This is a genomic window from Nostoc sp. MG11 (genome assembly GCF_014904695.1).
In the GTDB taxonomy this organism is placed as follows: Bacteria; Cyanobacteriota; Cyanobacteriia; order Cyanobacteriales; family Nostocaceae; genus Komarekiella.
This window is the reverse complement of sequence record NZ_JACXXN010000011.1, coordinates 155,390-170,276: the sequence shown is the minus strand read 5'-3', so window position 1 is coordinate 170,276 and position 14,887 is coordinate 155,390. Positions and strand designations below refer to the sequence as shown.

The window sequence follows — 14,887 nt, the reverse complement described above, 5'->3', positions numbered from 1 at the left end:
TACATGGTAAGTAATCAGAGGCGATCGCTATGCTATCAGTCAACGATGCAGAAGCAATTATTTTAAATTTAGTGCAACCGTTGGATGCTCAGCGGGATATAGAAGTTGTAGATTTATTGACAGCAGATAGTCGCATTCTGGCAACACCTGTTACTAGTTCGCTAGATTTTCCTCATTGGGATAATTCGGCAATGGATGGCTATGCTGTACGTTACGAAGATGTGCAGTACGCCAGCGCCGAACAGCCTGTTATTTTGGAAATTATTGAAGAGATTCCTGCGGGATATCAACCCAAGTCTACGATTCAACCGGGACAAGCGGCACGAATTTTCACAGGTGCGGTGATCCCCACAGGTGCAGATACTATAGTCATACAAGAGAGAACACGCCGAGAAGAAAACCGCGTTTTTATCCTGGCTGCACCGCAACCACAAGAATTTGTCAGACACAAAGCATCTTTTTACCAAGCTGGAACGCCACTACTATCAGCAGGAATTAGGTTAAATCCTGCGGACATTGCGGTGTTGGCAGCGGCACAGTGTCCTCAATTAAATGTTTACCGTCGTCCGCGTGTGGCGATTTTTTCTACTGGTAATGAGTTGGTAATGCCCGATCAACCGCTGGAACCTGGTCAAATTGTAGATTCTAATCAGTATGCTCTAGCAGCTTTGGTAAAGCAGAGTGGAGCAGAACCGTTATTGTTAGGAATTATTAAGGATGAGCCAGATGCCCTTCAAGAAGCGATCGCCTACGCTATAGCTAACGCCGATATAGTTATCTCTTCCGGTGGTGTTTCAGTGGGAGATTACGACTATGTTGACAAAATTCTAGAGTTACTAGAAGCAAAAATCCACATTCGTGCAGTGGGGATGAAACCAGGAAAACCCCTAACCGTCGCCACATTTCCAACTCAACACTCCTCACTCTATTTCGGTCTACCAGGAAACCCGGCTGCGGTTTTGGTGACTTTCTGGCGGTTTGTGCAACCGGCAATTAAGAAACTTTCTGGAGTTACTGAAGGTTGGAAACCTATATTTATGAAGGTGCGATCGCGCGATGAGTTGCGATCGGATGGCAAGCGTGAAACTTACCTTTGGGGTAAATTGCATTTAATTGATGGAGTTTACGAATTTCACAAAGCTGGTGGGGGTCACAGTTCCGGTAATTTAATTAATTTAGCTCAAACCAACGCCTTAGCTATTTTACCTATCGGGAAAACATTAATTTCCCCAGAAGAAAAAGTTCAAGTTTTGCAGATTGGTAATTTGTAATTGATAATATCGCTGAGGAAAGGTAAAAAGCTTTTTGGTATTGTGGGCTACCTGTTCATCCCCTTTCCCTTTTCCCTTTAACCTTTTCCCCTCTTATTTATCAAATTTACATATTGTTAAGCTTAAGTGTCTTAACTGTCTAGTACAAGCCCAAATTTCGATTATTTGTTCTAATTATTTTTTTATTTTCTCTTAACTGTCTTATCTGTCGTTGCATTTATTTAGTGATAGTGAAAAGATACACACGTGACACGGAGATATCGGCTTCAACATCACAATTATCTCAACATATTCTATTTCCCAGGAGAAAATAATGGGTGCAATTGACGAACAGACACACATCTTAACAAAAGGGCAAGACATTCCACTGTCTGATAAATCCATTCAAACCGAACAATTTTTTAGTGAAAAGACCCTACGAGATGGAGGTAAAATTAGATTCAAAATTCGTTATCGTGCCGAACTACAAGATTTTTGTCTACTCGAAATTTTTCTGATGAGAGCACAGAACGGAACAATACATTCTAGTATGAGCATTCCTAATGGCGTCTCGACAATTAATGTTCAAGAAACACAGCGAGAATTTAATATTTGGGAAACAGGAGATTATTACTTCGTCTTTAAGATGTCTTCTAATGTTGGAACGTTTTATATTGAGCAATATCAACTTTGTTGGACAGCTAGGTAATTAACTCAAGTTGCAAGCAATTAATCTCAAAATCAGCAACATCAAACTCAGTGCGATCGCCTTGCTAAAGCTAGGTTAATTAGGGTGTCAATAAAACTTGATTTTACTTGAGTCAGCAATTAGTGATAGCTATTATATAAATATTATTTTATATAGACTATTTTTCAGTTAGCAACATCACTAAAATCCTTAATTGTTCCAAATCCAGCTAAATTGAATTAAGACTTTTTGCCACGGTCGATCCAAATGCCTCTGAGTCCAGCTGCTTTAGCACCGTTGTAGTCTTCTGTGATACTGTCGCCAATATGCCATGCTGCCTCTGGGGGACAGTTATGTTTTTTTAAAGCAATGGCGAAAATTTGGGGATCAGGTTTAGCTGCACGTGCTTGAGTAGAAATAGTAACAGATATGAAAAAGTCTCTCAATCCTAAACTTTGCAATACTGAGTAAATCCGAGAATCAAAATTGGATAGTACCCCTAGTTCAATTCCTAAGCGCCGCCAGTTAACCAAAGCTGCTAAAACATCAGGATAAACAAACCACGGTTGAGCAGTGCCGAAATGAATGTAGAGTTCGCTAAAAAAAGCTGAAAAGTCAGAAAATTGCTTGAGAACACCTGCACTTTCAAAAGTGTTTAGGGCAATTATCCGCCACCAATCAAACTCGCGCTGGGGAATATCTTGCGTGTCTGCATCTAGAAATATTGGCGGTGGCGCTGCTTTGAAGCTTTTGATAAACGTTTTATTCAGTGTATCAGCTGAAACTTTAACGCCAAATTCTTCGGCTATTTGACTATAAACTTCACCTATACTACCTTTGACATCAAAGAGTGTGCCCACAGCATCTAAAAAAATAACTTTCGGTTGTTCCATAGTATTAAGTGCTAAGCGTTGAGAGGATATTTTAAAAGTATTGGGCGAATATAATTCGCTACTACAGTTTTAGAACCTGCGGAGGCAGGTTTTGTCTGTGTAGACACGACTTCTAGTCGCCAAGGCTAGTAATAAATTAGACTTTACAAACATCCTTTAAGACAACTAAGTTTATCTAACTGGGTTTGTATCACTATTAAACAGGTAGTGAAGAAAAATTAAAACAAATTCAGTTCAAGATTTTTGACAATTATGAGCATTACAAATTTGGGTTAATAACAATATAGGTAAGGCATACGCCCTACCTACAGTTCTAAAGTTCTATTTAGAAAGTGTTTCTATAATAGGACGGACTAGCCAGTTAAAACCAACTTTGAGCTGATGTTCTAAAGTTGGCAACCGATAGAGATAGGCAAGACGACGGGCGACGTATGCCAAGGGGCCGTCTAGTTTCATTCCTAAACCAGTCAGGGTGGCGTTGTCTATTCCTAGTGCCATCATTTCCCCTAACTGTTGGTAGCGCAAAGGAAGTAAAGGACGATTGGTTAAAGAAGCCCAGATATTCCAAGCGGCATAATCAGATTCTTGGAAAGCTGCTTGTGCAGTGGCGGGGACTTGCTGTCCTTCTGCATCATGACAGTCTGCCAAATCTCCCAAAGCAAAGATTTTTGGATGATCAAGAACTTGCAGAGTAGGTGTAGTGCTGATTTGACCACGCTGATTTTGCTTCAGAGGCAAGGATTTAACTACGGGAGCAACTCGTGTTCCTACAGTCCAAATTACTAAATCTACAGGAATCGTATCTACTTGGCTTTTGTATTCTAAGGAGATGGTATTTTGGTCTATTGATTCCACTTTGGTTTCTAAATCAATAAACACACCACGCGCATCTAAAGCTTTCTTTGCTGCTTCGCGGTTAAACTCTGGCGAAGTTCGCAATATTTGATCAGCGATTTCAATTATCCGAAAGCGTCCTCTTTCCCCTAGTCTGTCTGCTAACTTACAGGCTAACTCCACACCACTGTAGCCAGCCCCAACAATTGCTATGCGAATTTTGTCAGCATCCGATTCTTCTAAAAATCGCAGGCGTTCTTCTAGACGATAAGCATCAGAGATTGTGCGGAATGGGTGAGCGTAGGATGTCGCACCGGGGACTAAATCCAATGGTGTTTCTCCACCTAACGCCAATACTAATCGGTCGTAGGAGATTTCTGGCCCATCTTGTAAATGTACCCTTTGCTGGTCGATGTCAATTCCAGACACAACTGCTTGATAAAAACGTATACCTGTGCCTTGTAAAAGTTCTTCAAATGGGGGGGCAATTTCCCAGGTTTGCAGTTCACCAGTCAGTAATTCGTATAGTAAAGGAGAAAATAGGAAGCGATCGCTTTGATCTACCAGAACTATTTCGGGTTTTTGCGTAGATTCCCAAGGTAACTGGCTCAAACGCAGAGCAGTGTAGAGACCACCAAAGCCTCCACCGAGAATACAAATTCTAGGAGTTTGTTGAGTCATCGGTCGATATGTGTGGGACGGTCAATTCCAGCAGGGCAACTAACTTCAGTGTAATGATTTCTTTCGGTTTATTGCCATGAGCCAACAATCTGAATGTTGTCCCTCATGCAGTTGATGTGCGGTTAATAGCTTAACTTTGACAAAACCACATTTTTCATAGCAGCGGATAGCACGAGCGTTGCTAACGTCTGGATCGATGACAATTTTAACAGCTTGCAGTTGTTCAAATATATATTCTATAACTGCTGAGAGCATTTTTGTACCGATTCCCTGATTCCAATAGTTGGTTTCGCCGATGAGCAAGTCAATTCCATAGACATTATTAGTTTTATCTAAATAATACAATTGTCTGTCGGTTTCCGGTAAGTCATTGAGTGCATAATACTGTAAATAACCAATGGGAACGTTGCGATAGTAGAAAATACAGGCAACAATTAGCTCATTTCCTCTGATTATCGGTTTGTATGTTTCTATAATTCTTTCTAAAGGGAAAGGATTATCTCTGCCTTCATAAAATTCTAAAACTTTTTCGTCAGTGAGCCATTTTGCCATCAACTGATAATCGTACATATCATCTCGCATTCGACGAAGGGCGATTTCGTCTTTTTGAAAAAGCATATATATTACCGCCAAATGTCACAGCTTTATAATGCTGATTAGTATCATCTTCATGAAAAGTAGTATTTGTTAAAAGTAAATATTATTAATAAGTTACGCGATCGCGCCATTTATCCAGCATCTTATGACTAATACCTGGAGCTTTTTCTAAGTCTTGTACAGATGTAAAATTTTGCTGTTGACGGGTACTAATTATTCGTTGTGCTAACTTCTTGCCCACACCAGGCAAAGTTGTTAATTCTGCCAAACTGGCAGTGTTAATATTTATTTTTTGATTTGCTGTAATTTCATTTGATAAAGGAGCTTGAGCTTGGGGACACTGTTTTTGTTCTAGTTTAATTTTTTCTTGAATTGCTGTTGGTATTCCTGGTTTGGCTTTAGCATAGAGACGAGCAAATTCGCGCCCATAATGGGCAGCAACGGTGGGATTTTCAATCACTATCAGCGTTTCATCATTGCCACTATTAGCAGCTTCCGACCAATTGTGAGAACCTGTAATTACTGTTTGATCATCCATAACACCAAATTTATGATGTAATAGATCACCTTTGGCTAATGAAGGCACACCTACAGTGGTAATTGGATTTTGCCAAGGATGATTATCAACTTCATATTTACATTTGCTACTGAGTGCAATCCCCATCATATCTAGCGCTTCACTGTAAGATCTGTATGCAAATTGTGAGTCAATCAATGCGCGAATTTGCACACTTTGTTGATGACGATTTTCTAGGATGTTTGCAAGGCGTTGTTCGGAAAAGACAAATAACGCCATATCAATAGATTTAGTTGCTGAATCTAAAGTTTTGCCAATTAAACCATTGCTGCTGTTACTCCAAGGTTGAGTAGGAGAAGTAGGCGAAAACTGTACAGTAATTTGGGTTTTTCCTAAAATGATTGTTTTAGGCGATCGCATCGGCTTTTGCAAACCAAATTGACTATCTGGCTTGCCTCCTGGGCCATCCCCCCACATGATGTTAAACTCTTCTGTAAATAAAGATGCTAATTCTGGGCTGTCAATTTGCAATAAATTATTGGCATTGCCTAAACTATTAGAATTGGTGAAATCGCCAAAAGTATCACTGAGGGTAAAATTTGCCGAAGTTATAATGACAATGCGATTATCCACAATTACAAATTTGTGATGCATTAAACTGCTACCTGCTGAATCATCTGCTTGATCATCAAGCCAGGGAATTTTAGCATTTTGTAAAATTACTAAAGCATCTCGTTGATTGATTTCCTCTGGAGTGAGTTGATTATCTTGGTTAATGTCTATAAATTGGCGAAACTCGTTATGGCGTTCCCGTTCTCTTTTATTTAATTTACTTATTTCAGTAGATGTTAAGCTACTCCAAGGTCGGCTGTAGCTATTTTCTAAAATGATCCTGACCTTGATCCCAGCTTTTTGTCTATCAACTAGCGCTTTAGCAACTGCGGGTAAACGTAATTCTTGAACCGCTACATCTACTGTTGATTTAGCTTGAAAAATAGCATCAACAATTTGTTTTTCTAAATTATCTCCCAGACGGATTTGTTGACGGTAAGGCTCTTTGTATTCTGAAGATTCGGAATGATTCAAGTAAACTTGAACTAATGGATCTTGCGGTAAAGATGCTGGAAGCTGATTGTAGGAATGGACTCGCTGACAAGCAGCAAGGGGAAATATAAGTAAAAAGATATAAAAAGAATAGCTTTGTCTAGAGAAAAATTGCACTGTAATCTGCTAAAAGTGGATTAGGGGTGAACACATTTATCATTCCCAAAATTTTGTGTTCGGAATTAAGTAGAGAAGCTACCCATACACGCCGAAGTATCTAGATTTTGTCAGATTTGCCCATTTACATGTACATGTTGACAAGATCAGCATCCTTTTGCCGGCGTGTGTTCCCACTACTATTGGTTGATATGCAAATTTATCTAGATTACAGCGCCACTACTCCCACTCGCCCAGAAGCGATCGCAGCAATGCAACTAGTCCTCACTCAACAGTGGGGTAATCCTTCCAGTTTGCATGAGTGGGGAAAAAGAGCTGCAACGGTTGTGGAACAAGCAAGAGTCCAAGTAGCCGGATTAATTAACGCCGCCAGTCCTGAATCTATCATCTTTACTTCTGGTGGCACAGAAGCAAACAATCTGGTAATTATGGGTATTGCCCGGTTGTACGCTGTTCCCCAACATATAATTATTTCCAGTGTTGAGCATTCTGCAATTTCCGAACCAGTGCGGTTGCTAGAGATGTGGGGCTGGGAAGTAACGCGCCTATCTGTGGATGCTAAAGGCAGAATCAACCCTCTAGATTTAAAGACGGCATTGCGACGTAACACAGTCTTGGTTTCGGTAATTTATGGTCAAAGTGAAGTAGGAACAGTACAACCAATTGAGGAACTGGGGCAAATTGCCCGATCGCATGGTGTTTTGTTCCACACAGACACAGTGCAAGCAGCGGGACGTTTACCCATAGATGTACAACAACTCTCAGTAGACTTACTTAGCCTTTCTAGCCATAAAATATATGGGCCACAAGGGGCTGGGGCGTTGTATGTGCGTCCTGGTATAGAATTGATACCCCTGCTGGGTGGCGGTGGGCAAGAAATGGGACTGCGTTCTGGTACTCAAGCCGTACCTGCGATCGCAGGTTTTGGGGTAGCAGCTGAATTAGCCGCACAAGAACTACCAATCGAAACACCCCGCTTAATTAAGTTACGTGATCGCGCCTTTGCCCTATTAGCCGAGATTCCTGGTTTAATACCCACAGGCGATCTCGATCATCGTTTACCCCACCATGTCAGCGTTTATACAAAAAACGCCGATGGGGAAAAACTTAGCGGTAAAACCCTGGTACGACAGCTAAACCTTGCTGGTATTGGGATCAGTGCTGGTGCTGCTTGTCACAGTGGAAAACTTAGCCCTAGTCCGATATTGTTGGCAATGGGCTATTCAGAAAAAGCTGCTTTGGGTGGAATTCGCTTAACGCTGGGGCGTGATACCACCGAAGCTGATGTAGATTGGACAGCAATGGTGTTGAAGCAAGTTTTGCAAAGACTTACACCAGATTTGTCTTTAGTTAAATAAAACTAAACTCTATTGACCGAAATCCCCCATTCCCATTAAAAATATTTGCCATCTATCCAAAGCAGAAGACGGCTAGCTATGATCATCTGGTGTACAGATAGCAGGGGCGTGGAGTGAAATTCACTCAACTATTGCGTGTGAAGAAGCGCTGAGCATTACCTGAAAGTACCCTTAAGCAGGTACAGAGGACAAAAAATACAAAAAATTTCTCAAGAAAAAATAAGGATCAAGCTATGACGACCGAACAGTTGACTAGAGACAGCGACAATTTAGATTTAAATCAGCTATTGAGAACGCTGGCTGCTGTCAAACAAGGTGACTTTTCTGTTCGGATGCCCATAGACCAAACTGGTATGGCAGGAAAAATCGCTGATACGCTCAACGATATTATTGACCGGAATGAGCGGATGGCAACAGAGTTACAGCGGATGGGTGATGTTGTCGGTAAAGAAGGCAAAATCACTGAACGCGCCTCTTTAGGAGATGTTCGCGGTTCTTGGTCAGATTGTGTGACTTCTGTCAATACTTTGATTACAGATTTAGTCCAACCAACAGCTGAAACTACACGTGTAATCAGGGCTGTAGCGAATGGCGATCTATCCCAAATGATCGCTACAGAAATTGATGGCAGACCTCTGCAAGGTGAGTTTCTTCAAACTGCCAATATTGTCAACACGATGGTAGATCGGCTCGGTTCCTTTGCATCGGAAGTCACACGGGTTGCCCGTGAGGTGGGAACTGAAGGTAAACTGGGCGTGCAAGCAGAAGTGCTGGGTGTGGCTGGCACTTGGAAGGATTTGACCGATAACGTGAACTTAATGGCGGGCAATCTGACTGGTCAAGTTCGTAACATTGCCGAAGTTGCTACAGCGATCGCAAACGGCGACCTTTCCAAGAAAATCACCGTCAATGTTAAAGGCGAAATTCTAGAATTGAAAAACACCGTCAACACGATGGTAGATCAACTCAATTCCTTTGCATCGGAAGTCACCAGAGTTGCTCGTGAAGTGGGAACTGAAGGTAAGCTGGGTGTGCAAGCAGAAGTGCGCGGCGTGGCAGGCACTTGGAAAGATTTGACCGACAACGTGAACTTAATGGCAGGAAATCTGACTGCTCAAGTCCGTAATATTGCTGAAGTTACCACAGCGGTAGCCAACGGCGACCTTTCCAAGAAAATTACTGTCGATGTCAAAGGCGAAATTTTGGAGTTGAAAAACACCGTCAACATCATGGTGGATCAACTCAATTCCTTTGCTAGCGAAGTAACGCGGGTTGCCCGTGAGGTGGGTGCAGAAGGAAAATTAGGCGGTCAAGCGGAAGTTCGGGGAGTAGCAGGTACATGGAAGGATTTGACCGATAGTGTGAACTTCATGGCGGGAAGCTTGACAGCACAAGTGCGGAACATCGCTGAAGTTACCACGGCGGTGGCAAACGGCGACCTCTCCAAGAAAATTACTGTCGATGTCAAAGGCGAAATTTTGGAGTTGAAAAATACCATAAATACAATGGTGGATCAACTCAACTCCTTTGCAAGTGAGGTAACGCGAGTTGCGCGTGAAGTGGGAACAGAGGGTAAACTGGGCGTACAAGCAGAAGTCCGGGGAGTGGCTGGTACTTGGAAAGACTTGACCGATAACGTGAACTTAATGGCGGGTAATCTGACTGGACAGGTACGGAACATTGCCGAAGTTGCTACAGCGATCGCTAGCGGCGATCTTTCTAAGAAAATTACTGTCGATGTCAGAGGTGAAATTCTAGAACTCAAGAACACCATCAATATAATGGTGGATCAACTCAGTTCCTTTGCAAGTGAGGTGACGCGAGTTGCGCGTGAGGTGGGAAGTGAAGGTAAGCTGGGTGTGCAAGCTGATGTCAAAGGTGTGGCTGGCACTTGGAAGGACTTGACCGACAGCGTGAACTTCATGGCGGGAAGTTTGACGGCACAAGTACGGAATATTGCCGAAGTTACCACAGCTGTAGCCACAGGCGACCTTTCCAAGAAAATCACTGTCGATGTCAAAGGCGAAATTTTGGAGTTGAAAAATACCATAAATACAATGGTGGATCAACTTAACTCATTTGCTAGTGAAGTAACGCGAGTTGCTAGAGAAGTGGGAAGTGAAGGTAAACTGGGCGTGCAAGCAGAAGTGCGCGGCGTGGCTGGGACTTGGAAGGACTTAACCGACAGCGTGAACTTCATGGCAGGAAGCTTGACGGCACAAGTACGGAATATTGCCGAAGTTACCACAGCTGTAGCCACAGGCGACCTTTCTAAGAAAATTACCGTTGATGTTAAAGGTGAAATTCTGGAGTTGAAAAATACTATTAATACAATGGTGGATCAACTCAGTTCCTTTGCATCGGAAGTAACGCGGGTGGCGCGGGAGGTGGGAACCGAAGGTAAACTAGGTGTCCAAGCAGATGTCAAAGACGTTGCTGGGACTTGGAAAGACTTAACCGATAGTGTAAACTTCATGGCGGGAAGTTTAACGGCACAGGTACGGAATATTGCCGAAGTTACGACTGCGATCGCTAACGGCGACCTCTCCAAAAAAATTACTGTTGCTGTCAAAGGCGAAATACTGGAACTCAAAAACACCATCAATATAATGGTGGATCAACTCAACTCCTTTGCTAGTGAAGTAACACGAGTTGCTAGGGAAGTAGGAAGTGAGGGCAAACTGGGCGTCCAAGCAGATGTGCGCGGTGTGGCTGGGACTTGGAAAGACTTAACCGACAGCGTGAACTTCATGGCAGGAAGTTTAACGGCACAAGTCCGCAACATCGCCGCCGTCACCACCGCCGTAGCTAATGGCGACTTATCAAAAAAAATCTCTGTTGATGTCAAAGGTGAAATTTTGGAGTTGAAAAATACCGTTAACACAATGGTGGATCAACTCAACTCCTTTGCTAGTGAGGTAACAAGGGTTGCTAGGGAGGTGGGAACCGAGGGCAAATTGGGTGTACAAGCAGAAGTTAAAGGCGTTGCCGGCACTTGGAAGGATCTCACCGACAGCGTGAACTTCATGGCGGGAAGCTTGACGGCACAAGTCCGCAACATTGCCGAAGTTACCACAGCGGTGGCGAATGGCGACCTCTCCAAGAAAATCACCGTTGATGTTAAAGGTGAAATTCAAGAACTTAAAAACACCATTAACACAATGGTGGATCAACTCAACTCCTTTGCATCAGAAGTTACAAGGGTTGCTAGGGAAGTGGGAACCGAAGGTAAGCTAGGCGTACAAGCCTATGTTAGAGGCGTGGCAGGCACTTGGAAAGATTTAACTGATAACGTTAACTCGATGGCGGGGAACCTTACCGGACAAGTGCGGAACATCGCCGAAGTTACCAAGGCGGTGGCGAATGGCGACCTCTCCAAAAAAATCACCGTCGATGCCAAAGGCGAAATTTTGGACTTGAAGAACACGACCAATACGATGGTAGATCAACTCAGTTCCTTTGCATCGGAAGTAACGCGGGTGGCGCGGGAAGTGGGAACTGAAGGGAAGTTGGGCGGACAAGCGCAAGTCCAAGGTGTGGCAGGCACTTGGAAAGATTTAACTGACAACGTTAACTCAATGGCAGGGAACTTAACAGCACAAGTGCGCGGTATTGCCAGAGTTGTAACAGCGGTTGCGAATGGTGACTTGAAACGGAAACTCATGCTGGATGCTAAGGGAGAAATTGAAACCTTAGCAGAGACAATCAACGAGATGATTGATACCCTAGCGACGTTTGCTAATCAAGTAACCACAGTGGCGCGGGAAGTGGGAATTGAAGGGAAGTTAGGCGGACAAGCCAGAGTACCTGGGGCGGCTGGAACTTGGAAAGATTTAACAGATAACGTCAACGAACTTGCTGCTACTCTCACCACCCAGTTACGGGCGATCGCCGAAGTAGCTACAGCGGTAACAAAAGGCGATTTAACCCGTTCAATCGCCGTGGAAGCGTTGGGCGAAGTGGCGATCCTCAAAGATAACATCAACCAGATGATCGCCAATTTGCGGGAGACAACCCAGAAAAATACCGAACAAGATTGGTTGAAGACCAACCTAGCCAAGTTTACCCGGATGCTTCAAGGGCAGCGAGATTTGGAAACTGTATCCAAACTGATTCTCTCAGAACTAGCTCCCTTAGTAGGAGCACAACACGGCGTCTTCTTCCTGATGGAAGCCGCAGAGAATCAGTCGTATCTCAAACTGCTGAGTAGCTACGCTTATCGTGAACGCAAGCATCTAGCTAACCGCTTCCACTTGGGTGAAGGTTTGGTAGGACAATGCGCTTTGGAAAAAGAGCGAATTCTACTCACGGAAGTGCCGAGCGATTATGTCAAAATCGCCTCTGGTTTAGGAGAAGCGGCCCCTTTAAATGCCGTGGTGTTACCCGTTTTATTTGAAGGACAAGTGACGGCGGTGATTGAATTAGCTTCCTTCCGCCGCTTTAGCGAAATTCATCTGACATTCTTCGATCAACTCACCGAAAGTATTGCGATCGTTCTCAACACGATCGCAGCTTCCATGCGGACTGAAGAATTGCTGAAGCAGTCGCAATCTTTAGCTGAAGAACTACAAACCCAGCAAAGCGAACTCAGAGAAACCAACAAGCGCCTAGAACAACAAGCCCAATCACTCAAAACCTCCGAGGATTTATTAAGAGGACAGCAAGAGGAACTACAACAAACCAACGCCGAATTAGAAGAAAAGGCAGAGTTATTAGCCTTACAAAAACAAGAAGTTGAACGCAAAAACCGCGAAATTGAACAAGCAAGACGGTCTTTGGAAGATAAAGCTGAACAATTAGCGCTCTCCTCAAAATACAAGTCTGAGTTTCTCGCCAATATGTCCCATGAACTGCGGACACCGCTAAACAGCTTGTTAATTTTGGCTAGACTATTGGCGGATAACGTGGATAGCAACCTCACCGCCAAGCAAGTCGAATACAGCCGCACAATTTACTCAGCTGGTAACGACCTTTTGGCGTTAATCAACGATATTCTCGACCTCGCCAAAATTGAATCTGGAACCATGTCAATTGATATGACCCAGACGCTCTTAACAGAGTTGCGCGAACAGATTGAAGGCACATTTGAGCAAATAGCTCAAAATAAAGGGCTTGCTTTCACAATTGAATTGGCTTCGGAATTGCCACCAACCATCTATACTGATGCCAAACGCTTACAACAAGTGCTGAAAAATCTGCTCTCCAACGCTTTTAAGTTTACAGATCAAGGAGAGGTACGCTTGCAAATTGCGGTGACGAAGCAAGGCTGGAGTTCAGACCAGCAAATCTTGAATCGCGCCCAGACTGTTATTGCCTTCTCAGTCAGTGATACAGGCATCGGCATTGCCCCCGAAAAGCAAAAAGTGATTTTTGAGGCATTTCAGCAAGCTGATGGCTCTACCAGTCGTAGATACGGTGGTACTGGATTAGGTTTATCAATTAGCCGTGAAATCGCCCGTCTCTTTGGCGGAGAAATAAAACTCGTTAGTAATCCCGGTCAAGGTAGCACGTTTACATTCTACCTACCGCAATTCAGTCCTGAGTCACGAGTGCCGAGTCCTGAATCTACATCACAAACACTCAGTACTCCCCACCCCATTGCCCATTCCCCATTGCCCATTCCCCATTCCCCACTCCTAGATGACGATCGCGCTACTATCGAAAATGGCGATCGCGTGCTGTTAATTGTCGAAGATGATGTTAACTTTGCCCGTATCCTTCTAGATATGGCGCAACAGCAAGGATTCAAGGTCATAACCGCCCAAAACGGTAGCGTAGGTTTGATGCTAGCACAGCAATTTCAGCCTTCAGCCGTTTTGCTAGATATTCGGATGCCAGAAATGGATGGTTGGACGGTGCTAGATCGCTTGAAGCATGACCCAAACACGCGTCACATCCCTGTACACATCATGACAGTCGAGGAAGGAAGACAGCGCAGTTTGCAACTAGGAGCGATCGCATATCTGCAAAAACCTCTAACTAGCGAAACAATATCTGAAGCATTAACTAAGATTAGAGGTTTTGTTGAGCGTCAGGTGAAGAATTTGCTGATAGTCGAAGATGATGATATTCAACGGCTGAGCCTTGTGGAACTGGTTGGTAACAGCGATGTTGCTACTACTGCCGTTAGTACTGGTGCAGCAGCCCTAGAAGCCATTCGCTCACAGCATTTTGATTGCCTCGTCCTCGATTTAGGGCTACCAGATATGACTGGGTTTGAACTGATTGAACAGATCAAGCTTGAACCGAATGGCGAAACTTTGCCCATTATTGTCTACACTGGTAGAGAAATTACCAAAGCCCAAGAAACCGAACTCAGGCGGATAGCCGAGACAATCATCGTCAAAGACGTGCGATCGCCCGAACGTCTCCTTGATGAAACAGCATTATTTTTACACCGAGTCCAAGCAAATCTACCTGCACCCAAACAACAAATCCTCGAACAATTACATTCAATAGACTACTTACTCGTCGGTAAAAAAGTACTAATTGTAGACGACGATATGCGTAATATCTTCGCGCTGACGAGTATGCTAGAACGCTATCAAATGCAGGTTCTATATGCTGAAAACGGCAGAGAGAGTATTGCATTACTGGATAATACAGCAGATATTGATGTCATTTTGATGGATGTAATGATGCCAGAAATGGACGGTTACGAAACAACCCGCCTAATCCGCCAGAACGAGCAATTTAAAAATTTGCCAATCATTGCACTCACCGCCAAAGCTATGCAAGGCGATCGCGAAAAATGTATTGAAGCAGGCGCATCAGACTACATCACCAAACCTGTAGATACTGAACAGTTGCTTTCACTCTTGCGTGTTTGGCTCTATCGATAGTTAGAA

Annotated in this window: 8 protein-coding genes; 4 read left to right on the top strand and 4 right to left on the bottom strand. The window is 43.6% G+C overall.

The genetic code is table 11. The features are described 5' to 3' along the window. The first annotated feature begins 29 nt into the window (after nt 1-29). Both glp and HCR01_RS17705 read left to right on the top strand, forming a co-directional pair. Entirely contained in the window at nt 30-1,271 is a 1,242-nt protein-coding gene (gene glp, locus HCR01_RS17710) for a gephyrin-like molybdotransferase Glp (protein WP_193197450.1), read from the top strand. Nucleotides 1,272-1,584: 313 nt separating this feature from the next. Then, entirely contained in the window at nt 1,585-1,959 is a 375-nt protein-coding gene (locus HCR01_RS17705) for a hypothetical protein (protein ID WP_193197449.1), read from the top strand. 218 nt (nt 1,960-2,177) lie between these two features. Here the strand turns inward: HCR01_RS17705 and HCR01_RS17700 are convergent, their stop codons facing one another. From HCR01_RS17700 to HCR01_RS17685, 4 genes are all read right to left on the bottom strand, one after another. Further along, nucleotides 2,178-2,831, bottom strand: coding sequence for an HAD-IA family hydrolase (locus HCR01_RS17700; RefSeq protein ID WP_193197448.1), 654 nt, complete (start codon nt 2,829-2,831; stop codon nt 2,178-2,180). 321 nt (nt 2,832-3,152) lie between these two features. Then, nucleotides 3,153-4,346 carry an NAD(P)/FAD-dependent oxidoreductase gene (locus HCR01_RS17695; RefSeq protein ID WP_193197447.1) on the bottom strand — a complete coding sequence of 398 codons (1,194 nt, stop codon included), beginning with the start codon at nt 4,344-4,346 and terminating at the stop codon, nt 3,153-3,155. Nucleotides 4,347-4,391: 45 nt separating this feature from the next. Next, entirely contained in the window at nt 4,392-4,964 is a 573-nt protein-coding gene (locus HCR01_RS17690; RefSeq protein WP_193197446.1) for a GNAT family N-acetyltransferase, read from the bottom strand. A gap of 85 nt (nt 4,965-5,049) precedes the next feature. Beyond that, entirely contained in the window at nt 5,050-6,681 is a 1,632-nt protein-coding gene (locus HCR01_RS17685; RefSeq protein ID WP_193197445.1) for a DUF655 domain-containing protein, read from the bottom strand. Between the two features lie 191 nt (nt 6,682-6,872). Between HCR01_RS17685 and HCR01_RS17680 the strand changes: the two genes are divergently transcribed. After that, nucleotides 6,873-8,039, top strand: a complete 1,167-nt coding sequence (locus tag HCR01_RS17680; RefSeq protein WP_193197444.1) for a cysteine desulfurase family protein — start codon at nt 6,873-6,875, stop codon at nt 8,037-8,039. A gap of 233 nt (nt 8,040-8,272) precedes the next feature. Next, nucleotides 8,273-14,881, top strand: a complete 6,609-nt coding sequence (locus HCR01_RS17675) for a HAMP domain-containing protein (RefSeq protein WP_193197443.1) — start codon at nt 8,273-8,275, stop codon at nt 14,879-14,881. Nucleotides 14,882-14,887 lie beyond the last annotated feature (6 nt).

Coding starts and splice junctions, on each gene's coding strand:
- glp (WP_193197450.1), top strand. CDS start 30: ATGCTATCAGTCAACGATGCAGAAGCAATTATTTTAAATTTAGTGCAA.
- HCR01_RS17705 (WP_193197449.1), top strand. CDS start 1,585: ATGGGTGCAATTGACGAACAGACACACATCTTAACAAAAGGGCAAGAC.
- HCR01_RS17700 (WP_193197448.1), bottom strand. CDS start 2,831: ATGGAACAACCGAAAGTTATTTTTTTAGATGCTGTGGGCACACTCTTT.
- HCR01_RS17695 (WP_193197447.1), bottom strand. CDS start 4,346: ATGACTCAACAAACTCCTAGAATTTGTATTCTCGGTGGAGGCTTTGGT.
- HCR01_RS17690 (WP_193197446.1), bottom strand. CDS start 4,964: ATGCTTTTTCAAAAAGACGAAATCGCCCTTCGTCGAATGCGAGATGAT.
- HCR01_RS17680 (WP_193197444.1), top strand. CDS start 6,873: ATGCAAATTTATCTAGATTACAGCGCCACTACTCCCACTCGCCCAGAA.
- HCR01_RS17675 (WP_193197443.1), top strand. CDS start 8,273: ATGACGACCGAACAGTTGACTAGAGACAGCGACAATTTAGATTTAAAT.